Raw genomic sequence first — 20,156 nt, 5'->3', positions numbered from 1 at the left:
TCAATACGTATAAATACGTATTTTTCAATGTTTTTTGTACGTATAAATACGTACTTTTTAACTGTTCTATACTTTTTATACGATTAATCGTATAAAAAAGTTACAAAGACCATGCCTTTTTTTTATCTTTTTTTTATCTTTTTTTTAATAACCTTATTCTTATAGAGTATCAAAAAGTAAAAAAGGTTGGGATGCGTATTTTCTTTTCTTAAAAATAGTTAGAAAAACACAATGAGGAATTATTTTTTTAAAGTAGTACACGAAATTCCAGAATTTCGTGTTGTTTTTATGTTGTGATTTTTTTTTCGTTTTGAAAAAAAGTTTACAACTTTTGTAATTTTATTTTGAAAGTGAAAAAAAAATCACAAGAGTAAATGGAGGGTTAAAAACTATATTTGTATAGTTAAAACAGGATTAATTTAATAACCTGTATAGTTGTTTTAGGACGAGTCAAAAACTTACTACTCCATATTAAAGGTTACTTAAAGGTTAGGATAAAGGGAGGATAGTGTATAGAAACAGTATGGAAGAGTAATAGTATTTAAAAAGACAACAAATTGTATTAACCAAATGAAGAATCGTTGTATAGAGTAAAATAAACAGATTAAGGAATTGTATTTGTATAGTTATTTTAGGACGAGTCAAAAACGAGTCAAAGACGGTGATACTCCCTATATACACCCTATCAACCCCGTATATACCCCTTATCAAAGTCGTAGTTGTGGTACCCCATGGCTTATTTTCTTTTGCGGTTTTTAGTAAAAAAACAAGAGTAGAAAGAAATGGAATAAGAAGAAAACTGTAATGAAATATCTTTTTAAATCAACTCATTTTTTAATAATCAATCATAACGACTCTTTGATTTAATAAAGGAAAAAGAGTTGAGTTTAAAACAAGCACAAGAGCCACCAAAAAAGAGGAATACTTTCAACCCAGAAACTAGTGTAGTATTTATTCCTCTTAGTAGAAGCAAAAAAAGAAAATAAGCAAATAATAATTGCAATTGAGAGTGTAGTTAATAAATTTTGAATTGTAATATCAGGTTTTGCAAAATCCAAAGACACAAAGATGAATGATAGCAAATAAGTTAAAATTTTGGTTTTATGCATTCCTAGTTGTTGTGGAATAGTTTTTAAATGCCAATGATCTACTTTTAAATCAATAATTTCAAAAATAAGCATTAATAAAATAATAAAAATAAAGCGTTGAATACATTTTAAAATTACAATAATGTTCCAATCATAGTCTGCATTAATAACAGGCAGAATAACAGTGACGCCTACCCATGCAATGGCAACTAAATAGATTTTTATACCACTCCAGTTGCGCATATTACCTCTGTTTGGAATAAAAGGTAAAGTATATAAAATAGTAATAAAGAGAGCAATAAATCCCACAAATTTCGTTTGAGAATGCAATTCTAAAAAGTAATAAAAAGCAGCAAAAAAGGAAAGGATACTCAGCACTATAATAGCTTTTAAACGGAAAGTAAGTTTTATTTTCTTTATGCGCGCTAATTCATCATATTTTATAAAATTATAACCCACAATAGTCCCAAAAAAACCAAAATGAGTAACAGCTTCATCATAAGGAATGTCTAATTTTAGAAAGGTAATTCTTATCAAAGCATATAGTGCTATAGCTACATGTAGGCTACTTTCAATATAAAAATCAACAAGGTTTTTAAAAATACGCATATAACAAAAATAAGGAATGTGTTAATAACAATGGCAATTAGTTCATAAAATCACAAAAATTAGCTTTTTAAAAAGAAAATATTACAAGATTAATAATTACTTTTGTTGCCCAATAACAACACACACAAATTATACCTATTTTTTAAGGATATGAGAACAGATGCATTCGCTTTGAGACATATAGGTCCTCGTGAAAATGACCTAGAAAAAATGTTTTCAACTGTAGGAGTTGAAAATATGGAACAACTTATTTATGAAACTATTCCAGACGATATTCGATTACAATCTAATTTAGATTTAGATACTGCTATGACAGAATATGAATATTTAAATCATATTCAAGAATTAGGAAAGAAAAATAAAGTATTTACCTCTTACATTGGACTAGGATATCACCCTACAATTGTACCTGCTGTTATTCAAAGAAATATTTTTGAAAACCCAGGATGGTACACTGCTTATACACCATATCAAGCAGAAATTGCACAAGGACGTTTAGAAGCCATTTTAAATTTTCAAACTACAGTTATTGAATTAACAGGAATGGAAATTGCAAACGCATCACTGTTGGACGAAAGTACAGCAGCAGCAGAGGCAATGGCTTTATTGTTTGATGTGCGTACACGTGATCAAAAGAAAAACAATGTTAATAAATTCTTCGTTTCAGAAGAAATATTACCACAAACACTATCATTATTACAAACACGTTCTACTCCTATAGGGGTTGAATTAGTTATAGGTAATCATGAAACATTTGACTTTTCAACAGACTTTTTTGGAGCTATTTTGCAATATCCAGGAAAATATGGACAAGTAAATGATTATACTGATTTTATTGCAAAAGCAAATGCTAACGATATTAAAGTAGGAGTTGCTGCCGATATTTTATCATTAGTAAAATTAACACCTCCTGGAGAAATGGGAGCTGCTGTAGTAGTAGGAACAACACAACGTTTTGGTATACCAATGGGTTATGGAGGCCCTCATGCTGCTTTCTTCGCTACAAAAGAAGAATACAAACGTAGTATGCCAGGAAGAATTATCGGAGTATCACAAGATGCAAATGGTAATCGTGCTTTGCGTATGGCATTACAAACACGTGAACAACATATTAAGCGTGAGAAAGCAACGTCAAATATTTGTACAGCTCAAGTATTACTAGCTGTTATGGCAGGTATGTATGCTGTCTATCACGGACCAAAAGGATTGAAATATATTGCTTCAAAAGTGCACGCTTCGGCCGTTACTGCTGCTGAAGCTTTAAACAAAATAGGAGTATATCAAACGAATACTTCTTTCTTTGATACAATTGTTGTAAAAGCAGACGCTGAAAAAGTAAGAACAATTGCAGAGAAAAATGAAGTAAACTTCTATTATATTGATAATGAAACAATATCAATATCTTTCAATGAGACAACTTCATTACAAGATATTAATAAAGTAATTGCCATTTTCGCAGAAGCTGTTGGCAAAGAAATAACTAAAGTAACAGCATTAACAACAGAAAATAATTTTCCGACTTTGCTAGAAAGAAAGTCAGAATTTTTGCAACATGAGGTTTTCAATAACCATCATTCTGAAAGTCAGTTAATGCGTTATATTAAAAAATTAGAACGTAAAGATTTATCGTTAAACCACTCTATGATTTCTTTAGGTTCTTGTACAATGAAGCTAAATGCTGCTGCTGAAATGTTACCATTGTCTATGGCAAACTGGAACAGTATTCACCCGTTTGCACCTATTGAGCAAGCAGAAGGATACCAAATTGTACTTAAAAAATTAGAACAACAATTAAACGTAATAACAGGTTTTCAAGGAACAACACTACAACCTAATTCTGGAGCACAAGGAGAATATGCAGGGCTAATGGCTATTAGAGCATATCATATTTCAAATGGAAATGCACACAGAAACGTTTGTTTAATTCCAGCTTCTGCACACGGAACAAACCCTGCTTCTGCTGCTATGGCAGGAATGAAGATTATTGTTACAAAAACAACTGAAAAAGGAAACATTGACGTTGAAGATTTAAGAGCAAAAGCAATAGAACATGCAGCTGATCTTTCTTGTCTAATGGTTACTTATCCATCAACACACGGTGTTTTTGAAAGTACAATAAAAGAAGTTACAAAAATTATTCACGATAATGGTGGGTTAGTATATATGGATGGAGCAAATATGAATGCTCAAGTAGGACTAACAAATCCAGCAACAATTGGTGCAGATGTTTGTCACTTAAACTTACATAAAACATTTGCTATTCCTCATGGTGGCGGTGGACCAGGTGTAGGACCTATTTGTGTAAACGATAAATTAGTACCGTTTTTACCATCAAATCCAATTATTAAAGTAGGAGGAGAGCAAGCTATTACAGCGATTTCTGCAGCTCCTTATGGTTCGGCATTAGTTTGTTTAATTTCTTATGGATACATTAGTATGCTAGGTTCTGAAGGATTAACAAATGCTACAAAACATGCTATTTTAAATGCAAATTATATGAAAGCACGCTTAGAAGAGCATTACCCTGTATTATATTCAGGAGAAATGGGACGTGCTGCTCATGAGATGATTTTAGATTGTCGCGGATTTAAAGTAAAAGGAATTGAAGTAACAGATATTGCAAAACGATTAATGGATTATGGATTTCATGCTCCTACTGTTTCTTTTCCAGTGGCAGGAACATTAATGATTGAACCAACAGAGAGTGAAGATATCGCAGAATTAGATCGTTTTTGTGATGCAATGATTTCTATTCGTAAAGAAATTGAAGCTGCTACAGCAGAAGAACCAAATAATGAATTGAAAAACGCACCTCATACATTAGCCATGTTAACAGCTAATACATGGGAATTACCATATTCAAGAGAAAAAGCGGCTTACCCATTAGAATATGTTGCTGAAAATAAATTTTGGCCAAGCGTACGTCGTGTAGATGATACGTATGGAGATAGAAACTTAGTTTGTAGTTGTGCTCCCATTGAAGCATATATATAATAAAGTAATTAGTTTTTAGAAACTAGTAAGTAATAAAAAGGCTTCGATTATAATTGAAGCCTTTTTCTATTTATTCCTGTTTATAGGAAGGAAGCTTGTAAGTATACTTTATTAAATAATAGATAAATTGGAGTTACTATCTTTGGTGGACAATTAATTAAGACGTTTAATCAAGGAAAATTGATCAATAAGACAATATCAAGGAGAAGCAAAGAGGAAGAAAAATTAATACAATTGCAAAAGAGTTAGCAGATGTAAAAATAGAACCTAACATATTTAAAAAAACAGTTGGCATCTTTTATTCATAAGTTTTCATTTTATTGATTAGAATTCATGAATCTTCGATTTCCAAGAACAACAAGTAAAATATAAATTTATCCAATCCTATAAAACTGAATTTTCAGTCGAGAAAATGTGTTTCGTTTTTTAAAGTAAGTAAAAGCAGCTATTGTAAATGACTTTCATTAATAGACCAATCAAAAACAAATCATTAATCTTTTACTCTGATAGAGGAACACAGCATGCTTGCGAAGAATTTGTATCAGAATTAAACAGATACAAATCCATAATAAGAAACAGGTCAAGAAAAAGGAATGGTTAGTAATGCTGTTGTAGAAAGCTTTTTCAAAGCATTAAAAGTAAGATTAATTTATCAATCTTTGATTCAAGCGATAGCGAACTAGCGAAGCAATATATCGAAACATCTTACAATACCAAAAGAAGGCACAAATAATTAAATAATTTAACTATTTTAGAGTATCAAAAAGAATGAACAACAATTAAAAAAGGCTAGCTTAAAGACTATAAAAAATTGTCCGCTTTTTTCTAGGAATTCTACATAAAATAATAGTGTTATTATTATAATTAAATATGTAGAAAATAGAATTAATTTTTAAGAAATAAATGAAATGAAAGATATAGAAACAAGAGAAGATTTGATACTCATTATGCGTAAATTTTATGATAAATTACTAGCAGATGATGCAATTAATTTTTTCTTTACCAAAATAACAGATACAGATAAACATTTAGAAGAACATTTTGAAATTTTAGCTACCTTTTGGGAGCAAGCTTTATTTTTAAAAGGAGGATATAAAAATAATATGTTTCAAATCCATAAAAATGTACACGAAAAAGCAGCATTTACTAAAACACATTTTGATATCTGGTTACAATATTTATACTCTACTATTGATGCTTATTTTGAAGGGAAATATGCTGAGCAAATGAAAACACAAGCTCTAAGTATGGCAACAGTATTGCAAATAAAGTTTTCTCAATAAATAAAGAAATAATAAAGAAAAAACCATTTTAAGAGAAATAATTTGATTATTTCGCAATAACTTTAAATATTAAGAGATGTTTATAGAGTAGTTAAAAAAATAGTAATAAATTCGTTTTAGAAACCCAATGCTATGAATATAAAAATAACAGGTTCTGGAAGTTATATTCCAACACAAATTGTATCTAATATAGATTTTGCAAAACACGTTTTTTTGAATGATGATGGAACACCTTTTCCACATCCAAATGATGTTGTTGCGGAAAAGTTTCTTGAAATTACAGGAATAAAAGAAAGACGATATGTTACAGACGAATTAAATACTTCGGATATTGCTACAATAGCAGCAAAAAAAGCAATTGAAAAAGCGAATATAGACCCAGAAACATTAGATTATATCATTTTTGCTCATAATTTTGGAAATGTAAAAAAGGGAGCAATTCAAACAGATATTTTACCGAGTTTAGCAACACGTGTAAAGTTTAATCTTAAAATAAAGAACCCTAAGTGCGTGGCTTATGATATGCTGTTTGGGTGTCCAGGTTGGATAGAAGGAGTAATACAGGCTCAAGCATTTATTAGAGCAGGAATGGCAAAAAAATGCTTGGTTATAGGAGCAGAAACGCTATCACGAGTAGTAGATATTCACGATAGAGACTCTATGATTTATTCTGATGGAGCAGGAGCCACTATAATTGAAGCTACAAATGATGAAGGTGGAATTTTAGCTCATGAAACAGCTACATTCGCTTATGACGAAGCTTTCTATTTGTTTTTTGGAAATTCATTTAATGAAACTCACGATCCAAACGTTCGTTATATAAAAATGCATGGACGAAAAATTTATGAGTTTGCTTTATTAAATGTTCCAAAAGCAATGAAAGAATGTTTAGATAAAAGCGGAATTGATATTGAAGATGTCAAAAAAATACTCATTCATCAAGCTAATGAGAAAATGGATGAAGCTATTATTCAACGTTTCTATAAACTATATAAAAAACCAGTTCCAGAAGAAATTATGCCTATGAGCATTCATCGATTAGGAAATAGTAGCGTAGCAACAGTGCCAACACTTTTTGATTTATTAACTAAAGGAGAAATAGAAAATCATCAATTAAACAAAGGAGATGTTATTCTTTTTGCATCTGTTGGTGCAGGAATGAATATCAATGCAATTGTATATAGAATGTAATTTTTTTATTTAAAAGTTTAAGGTTTAAAGTTTAAAGGTTAATTTTACGCAAGTTTCAAATTTTAAACTTTTTCATGTACGAAAAAACATTTCCAAATAAACGCTTTAAAATAACTTTAGAGTTTCTTAAAAAGCACGTTTCAACTTCAGAGACAATTTTAGATTTAGGAGTTTCAAATCCATTTTCAAAGATAATGGAAGAAAACAGCTATACCGTTATTAATACTAAAGGAGAAGATATAGATAAAGATCAAAGTAGCCTTGTAAACGAAAATTATGAAGTGTTTACTGCATTTGAAATTTTTGAACATTTATTAAATCCATATACCGTTTTGGAAAATGTAAAATGTGATAAAATTTTAATATCAATTCCTATGCGTTTATGGTTTTCATCAGCCTATAGAAGCAAAACAGACAAATGGGACAGACATTATCATGAGTTTGAAGATTGGCAATTAGATTGGCTATTAGAAAAAACAGGATTTAAGATTTTAGATAGTATCAAGTTTACACATCCTGTAAAGAAATTAGGCTTCAGACCATTACTTCGTTATTTTACGAATAGATACTATTTGGTTTATGCAGAAAAAGTGAAAAATAATTAGTCAATAGTGATTAAACAATGAATTACTACATTATTATTCCAGCTCACAACGAAGCACAATTTATAAGTTTGACTTTAGATTCTTTAATAAGTCAAACAGTTTTGCCTAGTAAAATTATTGTTGTTGATGATAATTCTACAGATACAACGGCTGAAATAGTAAAAACATTTATAGAAAAACATTCATTTATCTCATTAGTAGAAAGAAAATCAAATGCTATTCATTTGCCAGGAAGTAAGGTTATTCAAGCTTTTCATGAAGGCGAAAAACATATTGATGAAAATTACGATATTATCGTAAAAGTAGATGCCGATTTGATTTTTCCAATAAATTATTTTGAAACTATCATTACACATTTTAAATCTGATGATGCTATCGGAATGGTTGGCGGTTTTGCCTATATTGAGAAAAATGGAGAATGGATTTTAGAAAACTTAACCGATAAAGATCATATTCGCGGAGCTTTTAAAGCCTATAGAAAAGCAACATTTAAGCAAATTGGTGGTTTAAAACCAGCTATGGGTTGGGATACAGTGGATGAATTACTTTGTAAATTTTATAATTGGAAAGTAATAACAAACGAATCATTACACGTAAAGCACTTAAAACCAACAGGAGCAAATTATAATAAAACAGCTCGATACAAACAAGGTGAAGCTTTTTATAGTTTGGGTTATGGTTTTATTATTACAGCAATTGCATCACTAAAATTAGCGATAAAAAAGAAGAAACCTTTATTGTTTATCGATTATATTCAAGGTTTTTTAAAGGCCAAGTTTTCTAAGAAAGAGCTATTCGTTACTAAAGAACAAGCTATCTTTATCAGGAATTATCGTTGGAAAAAGATCAAAGAAAAGTTGTTTTAATTATTGAAATTTATGAAAAAATTGAGATTACTTACTATTGTAATATTGTTTTTAACTTTAAAAGTTAATGCTCAAATACCGAATGAAAAAGGTTTTGAATTTTACAAAGAACAATTTTTTCAATTACAAAATAAACCTGATAGTGCATTATTGTATGTAAATAAAATATTTCAATCAAAAAACGATATTGATTTAGCATTTGCTTATACTACAAAGAAATATATTTTAACAGTAACAGGAGCTGAGTTTGATATAACCTCATTTGATGAAAAAATAAAAGAATATTTAGGCAAGATTGTAATTAAAAAGGAAAATTATAAAGATTTAGCTAGCATATATATACTCTTAGGTCATATTGATAAAAATAATGGTAAACTTGATGAGTCCATAAAGAAGTATGTAAAAGCAAAAGAATACGCCTTGTTAAATGACGACACTTTTCAATTAGCAAAAATTAAAATTAATATTGCAATGAACCTAGGTGCAATAAATTTGTTAGATGAAGCAATAAAAGAAATTAAAGAAATAAGAGTATTATTAGAAAAAATTCATGATGTTAACAATTATAGTTTTATTGATAAATACATAACAAACACATTAGGATCTATTTATTTTAGAAAGTTAAATCAAGATTCTAAGACTAATACAAAATATTGTGATTCTGCAATTACAGAGTTTAATAAAATTATATCAAAGACGAATGAAAAACAATATTTAGCACCAGCTAATTATTATTTAGGACTTCTATATAATCATAAAAAAGAGTTTGATATAGCAAATGAATATTCTGTTACAGCAATTACCCTTTATGAAGAACTAAATTTCAAACAATTATTGTTGAATGCAAAGTTTAATTATTACTACAATAATTATCAAAAAGGAGATTATAAAATTGCAAAAAAAGGGTTTTTAGAGTTTGTAAATAATCATTCAGATTCGGATACTTTGGTAGATTTTAACTATTTACTATCACATAAATATTTATCTAAGATTTATATTAAAGAAAATAACGCAGATTCGGTTAATCACTACTATGATAATTTTTTATTCTTATATGAAAAAATAACAGACGAAGAAAAAAAACAATTTGCAGAAGCATATAGAACACTTGAAAATACCGATCTAAAAGAAGAAGTAGGCTTAATTAAAAAAGAGAATATCAATCTTAAATCTGATAAAACTATAATTACATTAATACTTGGTTTAACAATATTTATTATCTTGATTGTTTTCTATTTATTCATTTTAAAAAAGAAGAAACAAAATAAAAAACTACTTGAAATTATAGAGAATTACAATAAAAAAGAACTTGAAAATAACACCATTTCTAACGCTGTTCTTATAAATGATGATATTGAATTAAAAATAATTGAAGGATTAGATAAAATTGAAAAAACGAAATATTTTCTAGATAAAAATTTCAATCTTCATAATGCAGCTAAAAAAATAAATACAAACACTACTTACCTTTCAAATTTTATAAATAATTATAAAAAAATGAGTTTTAATGATTATACAAATACCTTACGAGTGGATTATATTGTTAAAATTTTAATTGAAGATAAAAAAATTAGAAACTATACTACACAAGCACTTGCTGAAATGTTAGGGTATAAAAATGGAGCTTCTTTTTCTAGAATATTTAAAGAGAAAACGGGTGTCACCCCGATTCTCTTTATTAATAAATTAAACGAAAAATAGTTTAGAAAATACAATTTCCAGACATGGCTGGGTTTTCATACATTTCAACACAGTTTTTCCATAGTAAATATACCATTTCATAGTTTGGTTGATTTGGGCTTGGTTCAGTTCCACATGGACCAACTAATCCATCAGGGTTTCCTCCATTTTTCCCACTAGCACCTTCAATCTCTATTGAATTTATATTCATTAATTCATTCTTACTTAATTTTTCAAACTTTAGTTGATTAATAGACTTTTTCATTTTTTTCATTTTAAGATTAAGTTCAAATTTAAAGCAAAATAGTGTTTTAAGATAATTTTGCTGGTTGATATAGAGTGTTTAGTTTTTAAACGTGTTAAGTCGTTGATTTTTAGTTAATTGATTTGTTTTTAAAAGTGTATTATTTATAAATAATACTATATAGATTTATAAATAGTATAAAAGACCAATTGTAAAACGGTTTAATTCCTTTAATATTTGCCAAAGAATTCTTGCAAGTTTCTAAGAAAAATAATTTTAACCATTTAATTTTTATATTATGAAAAAATCAATTTTAAGTTTAAACAATGTAGAAGAGTTAACAGCTCAAAATAAAAAGAACATTGGAGGAGGAAGAGGTAAAGTTCAAGTTATAGCAGATTATTGTTGTTTACCAGAGCCTGGGTATTTTAATAATCCTCAATTAGGGGTTGTTCCATCTGGCGATGGAGTTTGTCCAGACCGTTATGTATATACTGAAGGAGTTGCTTGTTTAGGATTATAATTAAATAATTGCTACACAATTTGTAAACGAGTTACTGTGTTTTAGTAACTCGTTTTTTTATATTTTCTTTTTGGAAGAAAATGAAAGAAAAGTTGTTTTAAATAACGGTTGCGTATTATTCAATGAATGAAATTTTAAAAAATCCATCAAAATATACTATTTTTACCTCACGGATTTTTACTACCTATTATAAACTGTAAATTGAACAATCAAAAAAATGATGCTCATACGTTATTTATCACAAATTGGAAAATATTTTATTATGCTTAAAGAGGTTTTCAATAAACCTACTAGATGGAGCGTAATGAAACAACTCATTTTTAAAGAAATAGATGATTTAATTATAGATTCATTAGGAATTGTATCCTTTATTTCGTTTTTCGTAGGTGGTGTTGTTGCCATTCAAACAGCATTAAATTTAACAAATCCTTTGATTCCTAAATACTTAATAGGATTTGCTACAAGACAATCTGTTGTTTTAGAATTTGCACCAACATTTATTTCGGTTATTATGGCAGGAAAAATGGGATCATTCATTACATCAAGTATTGGAACAATGCGTGTAACCGAACAAATAGATGCTTTGGAAGTAATGGGAGTTAATTCGCTAAATTATCTAGTTTTTCCAAAAATAATAGCCTTATTGTTATATCCATTTGTTATTGGATTAAGTATGTTTTTAGGTGTTTTTGGAGGATATATTGCTGGTGTTTATGGTGGTTTTACAACAAGTTCAGAATTTATTCAAGGTATTCAAACAGAATTTATTCCTTTTCACATAACCTATGCTTTTATTAAAACTATTGTATTTGCTTTAATATTAGCAACAATACCATCTTTTCATGGTTTTTATATGAAAGGTGGAGCATTAGAAGTAGGAAAAGCAAGTACAGTTTCTTTTGTTTGGACATCAGTTGTTATTATTTTAATGAATTATATTTTAACTCAACTCCTTTTAAGCTAATGATAATAGTTACTAATTTAGAAAAAACCTTTGGAGATCAAAAAGTATTGAAAGGTGTAACGACTCAATTTGAAGCAGGAATGACTAATCTTATTATTGGTCAAAGTGGTTCTGGTAAAACGGTTTTTTTAAAGTCATTACTTGGAATCCACACACCAGAAACAGGAACTATTGAGTTTGATGGTAGAATTTATTCTGATTTAACAGATGATGAAAAAAGAGAACTTCGTACGGAAATAGGAATGGTTTTTCAAGGAAGTGCACTTTTTGATAGTATGACTGTTGAAGAAAATATAGGCTTCCCTTTAAAAATGTTTACAAAAAAAACACCTGCCGAAATAAAAGAACGTGTTGATTTTGTGATTGATAGAGTAAATTTAATCAATGCAAACGATAAAAAACCTTCGGAAATTTCTGGTGGAATGCAAAAACGAGTAGCTATTGCTAGAGCTATCGTAAACAATCCGAAATATTTGTTTTGTGACGAACCAAACTCAGGGTTAGATCCAAAAACCGCTATTGTAATTGATAATTTAATTAAAGAGATTACCGAAGAATACAATATCACTACTGTTATTAATACACACGATATGAATTCCGTAATGGAAATTGGTCAGAAAATCATATTCTTAAAAAATGGATTGTTAGAATGGGAAGGTTCTAATAAAGAGATTTTTAAGACAGATAATGAAGCGGTAACCGATTTTGTGTATTCATCTGAATTGTTTAAAAAAGTGAGAAAAATGTATTTGGAAGAAGATACTCATTAATAATAGTCTTATTTTACAATTACTTTTTCGTTCTTTAATTTTGTTCGCAGCCAGTTTTGTAATGTTGCAATTGCTTCTGTTTTCTTTTTAGAATTGAATGTTTTGTTCCATTTTACTTCAAAAGATGGAATTGTATCTGTTTTTGAGAAATTTGTAATTACAGCATTGGAATATGCAACTTCATTAATTTCAGGATGCAGAGCTTTTATTTCTTTAGCTATCTCAGTAAAAGGGAATACTGTTTCGTTTTTAGAAATTAACTGACTTTTCAATTCAAAAATTTCTTTTTCTTTTTCTAATATGGTTGCATCTTTTTTAACAAGCAATTGTTGATTTGATAAAAAAGAATTTTCAATTTCTTTAATCTTGTTAATTGTTTCAATATTTCCTGCGTTTTGTAGAACTTTAAAATTACAGTCTTTATAACCCATTTGATTCATTTCTTTTGTAAATTGGGCAATGTCACTATTAGAAAGACTTTTTCCTATTACTGCAAATTCTATTTTTTTTGTTGCATAATCTGTGTCAACATCTAAAATTAAGATACCTTGCTCTGTTTTTAATTTATTAATTAAAATGGTTACTTTTTGATTAAAGTCAGACTTTTTATATAATTCATAGAACATGTACATACTGGGAATTAATATGACTAAAGCAAAAAAGGAAATGATTTGAGATATAAGTTTTCTTCTTTTAGAATTAGCATAAGCTTCGTAAGGAAATTTTAAAAAGCGAACGATAATAAAAGTAGCAGAAGCAATAAAAATAGTATTAATTGAAAATAAGAAAATAGCACCGCCAAAGAAATCCCATTTTCCAGTTGCTAATCCGTAGCCTGCTGTACATAAAGGAGGCATTAAAGCAGTTGCAATAGCCACACCAGCAATAGTGTTTAGAGATTTAGTTCTCCTGCTTAAAGCTATAATTAAAGCTAATCCACCTGAAAGAGCAATTATAACATCTCTAACATCAGGGAAAGTTCGCGCTATTAATTCAGGTGTTTCATTTTGGAACATTGGAATACTGAAGAATAGGAAAGAAGTGGTTAAACTTAAAACAACCATAATTCCGAAATTCTTTAATGCAACTTTTAAGAAGTCAATATCATTAATCCCTAAAGACAACCCCATTCCTAAAATCGGACCCATTAATGGTGAAATTAACATGGCACCAATTACAACAGCAGTGGAACTAGTATTTAATCCTGTAGAAGCAATTAAAATAGAAAAAATCAATACCCAAGCGGTTTGTCCTTTCATATAAACGCCTGATTTAATCTCGTCTATAGTAGCTTGTTTATTTGTATCATGAGCAATATCAAATATTTCTAGCAAGTATTTTTTTAAAATACCTAGAATATTTATACCTGAATCTTGATTTTTATCCATGTTTTTTTATTTTAACTTATTGACTATCTTTTTTATGTCTTGTTCTTTGCTTTTTGGATATATCAAAAGTACATTTTCTTTATCAACAATTATATAATCATTTAAACCGTCTATTACTACTGTTTTTTTTCCTTCCGTTCTAATGATGTTGTTTGATGAATCTTCTAAAAGAACTGTTGCATTTATGATTGCATTTTCTTGTTTATCTTTTGGTAATTTGTCATATAATGAACCCCAAGTCCCAAGATCATTCCAGTCAAAAGTAGCAGGTAAGACAAAAACATTTTGCGCTTTTTCTAATATTGCATAATCAATGGAAATGTTTTCTGCTTCAGGATAATTTTCAAGAATAAATGCCTTCTCATTTTCAGAATTGTATAAATCATAACCTTTCATAAAATGGTGATACATTTCTGGTTGAAATTTTTCAAATGCTTGAGTAATTGATTTTATACTCCAAATAAAAATACCAGCATTCCATAAGAAGTTTCGGCTTTGAATAAATTTTTTAGCTGTTGGATAATCAGGTTTTTCTCTGAATTGAGCTACTTTCTTAATAGGTCTACTGTCGAGTTTGTCAAATTCAATATAACCATATCCTGTATTTGGAAAAGTAGGAACAATTCCTAATGTCATAAGAGTTTCTTGCATTTCACAAAAGTCAAATGAGCGTTGAATATTTGCTACAAACTGTACTTCATCTTCAATCCAATGATCACTAGGTGCAACAACAACAACTGCATCAGGGTTTTGTTTTTTTATTTTTAGTGAAGCATATAAAATACATGGAGCTGTATTTTTCATGGCAGGCTCTAGTATAATTTGTTCTTGTTTTACCATTGGTAATTGTTCCAAGACTAAATTATTGTAGCGTTCATTAGTTAAAATTAAAATATTTTCTTTAGGAATTAATTGAGATAATCGACTAAATGTTTTTTGAATTAATGTGTCTCCTGTTCCTAACATATCGTGAAATTGCTTTGGAAAATCAGCAGTGCTTACAGGCCAAAATCTTGATCCGACTCCGCCTGCCATTAATATTGCATAATAATTTGTATTCATATTTTTAATTTTAGCTTGTAGCTCGTAATTTTAGTTTTGATATTTTAAAGGTACTAATTTAAATATTTAGTATAAATAGAATTTGAGATAAAGTCATCAATATTATAAAAAAGATAGAGTGTATTATGTCAATTTTTTTTGTTTTTTTAAGTATAAATTAATTTGGAATTAATTCCACTTCAGCATTAGGTTGAAATAAGTACATTCTTCCTGTTTGTAGATCAATGCATTCATATCGTTTTACTCTAAGGGCTATTTTTTTAAAAACTTTACCATTCTGAATTCTAAAATGACTTCCATAAGGAATTTCAAAGATATAATTTTTATCAGATTCTTTTTCGTCAAATTGTTTTAAAGCTAAGGATAAAGTAGCATCAGTGTCACTACTTGCCTTTGGGTTTTTAAAATGTCGTGCTAAAAGCGGAAGTAATTGATTAGGGAAAATTTCAGAACGAATAAAAGGAAGCATTAGATGTTGAAATGTTAATTTCCATTCATTTCCATGAGGTTTTATAAATTGACCATATTTTTCAAAAGCAACTAAATGCGCAATTTCATGAATTAGAGTAATTAAAAAGCGATATTTATTTAAACTAGCATTTACTGTAATTTGATGGTAGCCATTTGCATTTTTTCTATAATCACCATGACGAGTTTGTCTTTCGTTTACAATTTTTAAGTGTACATGATTAGTCTTGATTAGTTCAAAACAAGGAAGAACAGCATGTTCAGGGAGGTATTTTTGTAAAACGTCACTCATGGGCTACAAGTCTATAATTTTGAAATTAAAAACTAAGGCGTAGTAGAAGATACTTGTAATACTTTTCCGTTATAATATTTGTTTCCTGTTAAGGCGAAGTTGTAGATGTAATCAGACATTTCTTTAGCAGAAACTGGAGCTTCATACCCCGGAAAAGCTTCTTGAAGCATTTCAGTATTTACAGAACCTAAAGCTAAAACATTAAAAGCAATTCCTTTTTCTTTATATTCCTCAGCTAATAGTTCTGATAATGTAATGACTGCACCTTTACTAGAACTATAAGCGGCTAATCCTGCAAATTTCATGCTTCCTTGAATACCACCCATTGAGCTGATAGTTATTACGTGGCTTCCTGTTATCATAAACGGAATGCAAATACGTGTTAGTTCTGCAACAGCAAAAACATTTACTTTATAGATGTTTTGAAACTCTTTTGATGTAATTTGTTCAAACGGTTTATGTAATAAACTTCCAGCATTATTAATAAGAATATCTACTTTCTTCCATGAATTTGAAATAAATTCTTCCGCTTTTTTTAATTCATTTTCATTTGAAATATCAATAGATAAACATGTGATGTTTTTATGTTCAATTAACATCTGAGGTGTTTTTCTTGAAATAGCTAATACATTGTGACCTTCATTAGCAAATTGTAGTGCTAATTCATATCCTATTCCTCTTGATGTTCCTGTGATAACAATATTTTTCATCTAATCTAGATTTTTTGTAAAAGTAAGAAATAAAAAAATCCCGAAGAAATTTCGGGACTTATACCTGATGGATAATAATATATTTGTTAATGTTTGGTTTTTAATAATTTTAAAAACTACTTCTTTAGGACTATTTCCTTTGTTTTAGCATTCATCATTTCTTCTAAAACAGGAATCATTTTATTTACAACATTAGCCATATGAGTAGGGTTCATTAACTCAAATTCATCATCTGGTTGATGATAAAATTGAAAGTTTTCAAAATCAAAAGTAGATACAGTTTGCGCTGGTACTTCAAATTCGTTGAAAAAAGGATAATTGTCTGAAGCTCTAAATAGTTGATATTGTGTTTCTATTGGTAGATATCCTACTAGTTTTTCATTTGCATATTCGTTTATTTTTTGTGCCATATTGCTTTTTCCAAAACCAGTTATATACATTAACATATCACGATCTTTCATTGGAATTCCAATCATTTCGAAATTAAACATGAAATATAAATTCATGTTTTGTTTTTTTAATTTTTTAGCTAAATGTTTTGAACCTAATAGCCCTTTTTCTTCGGCAGAAAAGAAAGCAAAAATTAGGCTTCGTTTATTGCTTTTACTTTTAGCAAAGTATTTCACAACTTCTGTCACGGCAGTAGTTCCAGATGCATTATCGTTTGCACCATTGCCTATATCGTCTCCGTTTACTGCTGCAATTTTACCTATATGATCGTAATGCGCACCTATAATAACAAATTCATTCTTTAATTTTGGATCGTTACCTTCAATATATCCAACAATATTGTAAGATGGTTTATCAAAGTTTGTAAGAGTGTCACGATAGGAATTGAAATATGGTTTTACACCATTCTCTTTTAAAATTCTTTCTAAAAAGATACTTGCTTTTTCAATACCTTCACTTCCAGAATCTCTTCCTTCTAATTCATCCGAAGCTAAAAAGGATAATGTCTTTGCTACATTTTCTGGTTTAGAAAAATTAGTTTCTTTTATTTCAGAAACAATTTGATTTTCAGATGATTGAATCATCTCTTTTTTAGTAGTACATGATAATACTAGGATTGCAGTAAAAGCTAAGAAAAGTCTCATTATTGTAGTTTTCGTAAAAATAGAAAAAAACTTGAAATGTTTTAATAATAGGATAAATATCTTTAGTGAGCTTATGTTGTAAATTTAAAATTTAGAAGATTATGTCTGTTTATATAAATTAAATAAAGACAACAAAAAAAGATAATTAGTGCTAATATGAAGAGTAAGCCGCCATCATTTTGTATTTCGACTCCTAAGAAAAAAAGATGAGAAAAAATAGCGCCTAAAATTGTTCCTAATCCTAAAATAGCACCTATTAATGTAGTTTTAGGAATTATGATTAAAATGGAAATAAGTAGTTCAATTATGCCGATACCAATTCTACCGTATGGTTCTAAACCTAATTCTGAGAAAATATAAACACTTTCTGGAGCTCCAGTGAATTTAAAAAATAAAGTTTGTAAAAGAAGTATGACTATAATTAGTTTTGTAATTAATGGAATATAGTTTTTTTTCATTTTGATTGTTTAATTAAGCTTTTCCAATTTTAAAATAAAAAACAGAATTGTAACCTTGAATAGCAACATTGTTTTCTAAATTAGATTGAGAATAGTTATTTAAAAATGTAAAAAAGAAATATAAGGAGTATAAGATATTGTTTCATAAGCTTTGTTTTTCTAAAACAAAGCTAGAAAGCTTATAATAAAATTATTGTTAGATGTAAAACATAAAAGAGACAATTAAAGTACTGAATCTTTTCTTGGATTAATTTTTTTGACTTCTTTTTTAAAATTTTTACCTTTTAAGATATCTTTTTTTTCTCTATATCTCATATAAGTGTAATGGTGCTGAATTGTATTAATAAAGCTAAGAATCATTCCAATTCCTATTACAATATATAAAACCGTAAAAAGTTTTCCAGCATCTGTTTGAGGAGCAAAATCTCCATATCCAATAGTTGTTAATGTTACAACTGAAAAATAGAAAGAATCTATTACGCTCCATCCTTCTAAATAATGATAAGCTAATGTTCCAACTAATAATATGATGGCTGTGGTAATGAGTAAATCTCTATATTCATCATCTTGTAAAAAAGAAATTAGTGTTCTAAAGAAAAACATAAAGTTTAGTTATTTAATGTTCTAAATTACAAATTTTATTTAGATTTATGATTTGTTTAAGGAAATATAGCTTCTAAAAAGGTAAATTTGAAGTAAAAATAGCGATGAAAAAATATTTAATTTTTGGAATGTTTTGTGTGTTTTCAGTTTTAAATGTAAAATCTCAAACAAATAAAACACTCACTTTAAAAAAAGATGATAAAATGAAAGAAAATATATATCAATTTAAAGTTGAAGATATTGAAGGAAATGATTTTGATTTTTCTGCTTTAAGAGGAAAAAAAATTATGATTGTAAATACAGCGTCTAAATGTGGATTAACACCTCAGTATAAAGATCTACAATTATTGTATGAAAAATATAGTAAAGATAATTTTGTAATTATTGGTTTTCCAGCTAATAATTTTGGATCACAAGAGCCAGGAACAAATAATGAAATTGCAACTTTTTGTGAACGAAATTATGGTGTGAGCTTTCCAATAATGGGTAAAATTTCTGTTAAAGGAGATGATATGCATCCAATTTATAAATTTTTAACTCAGAAAGCTAAAAATGGACTTGTAGATAGTGAGGTAGAGTGGAATTTTCAAAAATATTTAATTAATGAAAAAGGGGAACTTGATAATGTGATCTCACCACGAGTATTGCCAACCGATGATTCAATTATTAATTGGATAGAAAACAAGAAATAGCAGCTAGTCTAAAAATAATTGCATTATTATTGAATTAAGCCATTTGTTAAATTTATACCCAGATTCTTTAATATTACCAACTATTTTGAAACCAAATTTTTCGTGAAAATTTATACTGTTTTGGTTTTCGGAATCAATAACTCCAATCATAGTATGGAGTTTTTGATTTTTGGCTAAACGAATAAGTTCAGATAACAAAAGATTACCAATTCCTTTTCCATGATATGTGTTTGAAACGTAGATAGAATGTTCAACGGTAAATTTATATGCTTCTCTAAAACGAAATTCACTATAATAACCAAAACCAATAACTTCATTATCAATTTCGGCGACTATAATGGGAAATTTTTTTTCTAATTTGTCTTCAAAAATCGCAATTTGCTGCTCTAGTGTTCTAACATCATAATCATATAAGGAAGTAGAATGTAAAATATTATAGTTTATAATGTCTAAAATTGATTGACAGTCGGAAATAGAGTAAGCACGTAAATTGACTCTCATTATGTAATAATTTATTTTAAGTAAAAGTATTAAAAACCTTTTCAACTTTATAACTTTGTATTTGAAATTCT

At 28.4% G+C, this 20,156-nt stretch carries 20 protein-coding genes; 10 read left to right on the top strand and 10 right to left on the bottom strand.

What is annotated here, in order from left to right:
• Window positions 1-887 precede the first annotated feature (887 nt).
• On the bottom strand, window positions 888-1,697 hold the full coding sequence (locus LXD69_RS01535) for a UbiA prenyltransferase family protein (RefSeq protein WP_246916916.1): 810 nt from the start codon (window positions 1,695-1,697) through the stop codon (window positions 888-890).
• Window positions 1,698-1,847: 150 nt separating this feature from the next.
• On the opposite strand from LXD69_RS01535, the gene gcvP reads away from it, so the two are divergent.
• From gcvP to LXD69_RS01505, 6 genes are all read left to right on the top strand, one after another.
• Window positions 1,848-4,691: an aminomethyl-transferring glycine dehydrogenase gene (gene gcvP / locus LXD69_RS01530; RefSeq protein WP_246916913.1), complete on the top strand. Its 2,844-nt coding sequence runs from the start codon at window positions 1,848-1,850 to the stop codon at window positions 4,689-4,691.
• 908 nt (window positions 4,692-5,599) lie between these two features.
• Complete coding sequence (locus LXD69_RS01525; protein ID WP_246916911.1) at window positions 5,600-5,974, top strand: group III truncated hemoglobin; 375 nt, start codon at window positions 5,600-5,602, stop codon at window positions 5,972-5,974.
• 132 nt (window positions 5,975-6,106) lie between these two features.
• Window positions 6,107-7,165 carry a 3-oxoacyl-ACP synthase III family protein gene (locus LXD69_RS01520; protein ID WP_045968620.1) on the top strand — a complete coding sequence of 353 codons (1,059 nt, stop codon included), beginning with the start codon at window positions 6,107-6,109 and terminating at the stop codon, window positions 7,163-7,165.
• Window positions 7,166-7,239: 74 nt separating this feature from the next.
• Window positions 7,240-7,770, top strand: a complete 531-nt coding sequence (locus LXD69_RS01515; RefSeq protein WP_045968618.1) for a methyltransferase — start codon at window positions 7,240-7,242, stop codon at window positions 7,768-7,770.
• A gap of 17 nt (window positions 7,771-7,787) precedes the next feature.
• On the top strand, window positions 7,788-8,636 hold the full coding sequence (locus LXD69_RS01510) for a glycosyltransferase (RefSeq protein ID WP_246916896.1): 849 nt from the start codon (window positions 7,788-7,790) through the stop codon (window positions 8,634-8,636).
• A 12-nt stretch (window positions 8,637-8,648) separates the two neighbouring features.
• Window positions 8,649-10,337 (top strand): helix-turn-helix domain-containing protein, encoded by a 1,689-nt coding sequence (locus tag LXD69_RS01505; RefSeq protein ID WP_246916893.1) that lies wholly within the window; start codon window positions 8,649-8,651, stop codon window positions 10,335-10,337.
• A 1-nt stretch (window position 10,338) separates the two neighbouring features.
• On the opposite strand, the gene LXD69_RS01500 is transcribed toward LXD69_RS01505, so the two are convergent.
• A complete protein-coding gene (locus LXD69_RS01500) occupies window positions 10,339-10,581 on the bottom strand; it encodes a hypothetical protein (RefSeq protein WP_246916890.1) in 243 nt (80 codons plus the stop codon).
• A 277-nt stretch (window positions 10,582-10,858) separates the two neighbouring features.
• On the opposite strand from LXD69_RS01500, the gene LXD69_RS01495 reads away from it, so the two are divergent.
• The 3 genes from LXD69_RS01495 to LXD69_RS01485 all read left to right on the top strand — a co-directional run bounded on the left by LXD69_RS01495 (window position 10,859) and on the right by LXD69_RS01485 (window position 12,817).
• On the top strand, window positions 10,859-11,083 hold the full coding sequence (locus LXD69_RS01495; protein ID WP_045968610.1) for a hypothetical protein: 225 nt from the start codon (window positions 10,859-10,861) through the stop codon (window positions 11,081-11,083).
• 217 nt (window positions 11,084-11,300) lie between these two features.
• Window positions 11,301-12,047 carry an MlaE family ABC transporter permease gene (locus LXD69_RS01490; RefSeq protein WP_045968609.1) on the top strand — a complete coding sequence of 249 codons (747 nt, stop codon included), beginning with the start codon at window positions 11,301-11,303 and terminating at the stop codon, window positions 12,045-12,047.
• Complete coding sequence (locus LXD69_RS01485; protein ID WP_045968608.1) at window positions 12,047-12,817, top strand: ABC transporter ATP-binding protein; 771 nt, start codon at window positions 12,047-12,049, stop codon at window positions 12,815-12,817. The genes LXD69_RS01490 and LXD69_RS01485 overlap by 1 nt, the downstream gene beginning before the upstream one ends.
• A gap of 8 nt (window positions 12,818-12,825) precedes the next feature.
• On the opposite strand, the gene LXD69_RS01480 is transcribed toward LXD69_RS01485, so the two are convergent.
• From LXD69_RS01480 to LXD69_RS01450, 7 genes are all read right to left on the bottom strand, one after another.
• Window positions 12,826-14,205, bottom strand: coding sequence for a DUF389 domain-containing protein (locus LXD69_RS01480; protein ID WP_246916888.1), 1,380 nt, complete (start codon window positions 14,203-14,205; stop codon window positions 12,826-12,828).
• Between the two features lie 6 nt (window positions 14,206-14,211).
• Window positions 14,212-15,267 carry a mannose-1-phosphate guanylyltransferase gene (locus LXD69_RS01475; protein WP_045968602.1) on the bottom strand — a complete coding sequence of 352 codons (1,056 nt, stop codon included), beginning with the start codon at window positions 15,265-15,267 and terminating at the stop codon, window positions 14,212-14,214.
• 157 nt (window positions 15,268-15,424) lie between these two features.
• Complete coding sequence (locus LXD69_RS01470) at window positions 15,425-16,027, bottom strand: SprT-like domain-containing protein (protein WP_045968600.1); 603 nt, start codon at window positions 16,025-16,027, stop codon at window positions 15,425-15,427.
• Window positions 16,028-16,059: 32 nt separating this feature from the next.
• Complete coding sequence (locus tag LXD69_RS01465; RefSeq protein ID WP_246916885.1) at window positions 16,060-16,737, bottom strand: SDR family NAD(P)-dependent oxidoreductase; 678 nt, start codon at window positions 16,735-16,737, stop codon at window positions 16,060-16,062.
• Window positions 16,738-16,853: 116 nt separating this feature from the next.
• Window positions 16,854-17,831 (bottom strand): M28 family metallopeptidase, encoded by a 978-nt coding sequence (locus tag LXD69_RS01460; protein WP_246916882.1) that lies wholly within the window; start codon window positions 17,829-17,831, stop codon window positions 16,854-16,856.
• Between the two features lie 71 nt (window positions 17,832-17,902).
• Window positions 17,903-18,289, bottom strand: a complete 387-nt coding sequence (locus LXD69_RS01455) for a DoxX family protein (RefSeq protein WP_045968595.1) — start codon at window positions 18,287-18,289, stop codon at window positions 17,903-17,905.
• A gap of 222 nt (window positions 18,290-18,511) precedes the next feature.
• Entirely contained in the window at window positions 18,512-18,892 is a 381-nt protein-coding gene (locus tag LXD69_RS01450; protein ID WP_045968593.1) for a potassium channel family protein, read from the bottom strand.
• 104 nt (window positions 18,893-18,996) lie between these two features.
• Here LXD69_RS01450 and LXD69_RS01445 point away from each other — a divergent pair, with 104 nt between their 5' ends.
• Window positions 18,997-19,584, top strand: coding sequence for a glutathione peroxidase (locus LXD69_RS01445; protein WP_246916879.1), 588 nt, complete (start codon window positions 18,997-18,999; stop codon window positions 19,582-19,584).
• Between the two features lie 3 nt (window positions 19,585-19,587).
• On the opposite strand, the gene LXD69_RS01440 is transcribed toward LXD69_RS01445, so the two are convergent.
• Window positions 19,588-20,085, bottom strand: coding sequence for a GNAT family N-acetyltransferase (locus tag LXD69_RS01440; protein ID WP_246916876.1), 498 nt, complete (start codon window positions 20,083-20,085; stop codon window positions 19,588-19,590).
• Window positions 20,086-20,156 lie beyond the last annotated feature (71 nt).

It is taken from the genome of Flavobacterium sediminilitoris (assembly GCF_023008245.1).
GTDB lineage: Bacteria > Bacteroidota > Bacteroidia > Flavobacteriales > Flavobacteriaceae > Flavobacterium > Flavobacterium sediminilitoris.
Note: the sequence above shows the minus strand (reverse complement) of the source record. Positions and strands in the feature narration are given on the sequence as shown.

Coding starts and splice junctions, on each gene's coding strand:
- LXD69_RS01535 (WP_246916916.1), bottom strand. CDS start 1,697: ATGCGTATTTTTAAAAACCTTGTTGATTTTTATATTGAAAGTAGCCTA.
- gcvP (WP_246916913.1), top strand. CDS start 1,848: ATGAGAACAGATGCATTCGCTTTGAGACATATAGGTCCTCGTGAAAAT.
- LXD69_RS01525 (WP_246916911.1), top strand. CDS start 5,600: ATGAAAGATATAGAAACAAGAGAAGATTTGATACTCATTATGCGTAAA.
- LXD69_RS01520 (WP_045968620.1), top strand. CDS start 6,107: ATGAATATAAAAATAACAGGTTCTGGAAGTTATATTCCAACACAAATT.
- LXD69_RS01515 (WP_045968618.1), top strand. CDS start 7,240: ATGTACGAAAAAACATTTCCAAATAAACGCTTTAAAATAACTTTAGAG.
- LXD69_RS01510 (WP_246916896.1), top strand. CDS start 7,788: ATGAATTACTACATTATTATTCCAGCTCACAACGAAGCACAATTTATA.
- LXD69_RS01505 (WP_246916893.1), top strand. CDS start 8,649: ATGAAAAAATTGAGATTACTTACTATTGTAATATTGTTTTTAACTTTA.
- LXD69_RS01500 (WP_246916890.1), bottom strand. CDS start 10,581: ATGAAAAAGTCTATTAATCAACTAAAGTTTGAAAAATTAAGTAAGAAT.
- LXD69_RS01495 (WP_045968610.1), top strand. CDS start 10,859: ATGAAAAAATCAATTTTAAGTTTAAACAATGTAGAAGAGTTAACAGCT.
- LXD69_RS01490 (WP_045968609.1), top strand. CDS start 11,301: ATGATGCTCATACGTTATTTATCACAAATTGGAAAATATTTTATTATG.
- LXD69_RS01485 (WP_045968608.1), top strand. CDS start 12,047: ATGATAATAGTTACTAATTTAGAAAAAACCTTTGGAGATCAAAAAGTA.
- LXD69_RS01480 (WP_246916888.1), bottom strand. CDS start 14,205: ATGGATAAAAATCAAGATTCAGGTATAAATATTCTAGGTATTTTAAAA.
- LXD69_RS01475 (WP_045968602.1), bottom strand. CDS start 15,267: ATGAATACAAATTATTATGCAATATTAATGGCAGGCGGAGTCGGATCA.
- LXD69_RS01470 (WP_045968600.1), bottom strand. CDS start 16,027: ATGAGTGACGTTTTACAAAAATACCTCCCTGAACATGCTGTTCTTCCT.
- LXD69_RS01465 (WP_246916885.1), bottom strand. CDS start 16,737: ATGAAAAATATTGTTATCACAGGAACATCAAGAGGAATAGGATATGAA.
- LXD69_RS01460 (WP_246916882.1), bottom strand. CDS start 17,831: ATGAGACTTTTCTTAGCTTTTACTGCAATCCTAGTATTATCATGTACT.
- LXD69_RS01455 (WP_045968595.1), bottom strand. CDS start 18,289: ATGAAAAAAAACTATATTCCATTAATTACAAAACTAATTATAGTCATA.
- LXD69_RS01450 (WP_045968593.1), bottom strand. CDS start 18,892: ATGTTTTTCTTTAGAACACTAATTTCTTTTTTACAAGATGATGAATAT.
- LXD69_RS01445 (WP_246916879.1), top strand. CDS start 18,997: ATGAAAAAATATTTAATTTTTGGAATGTTTTGTGTGTTTTCAGTTTTA.
- LXD69_RS01440 (WP_246916876.1), bottom strand. CDS start 20,085: ATGAGAGTCAATTTACGTGCTTACTCTATTTCCGACTGTCAATCAATT.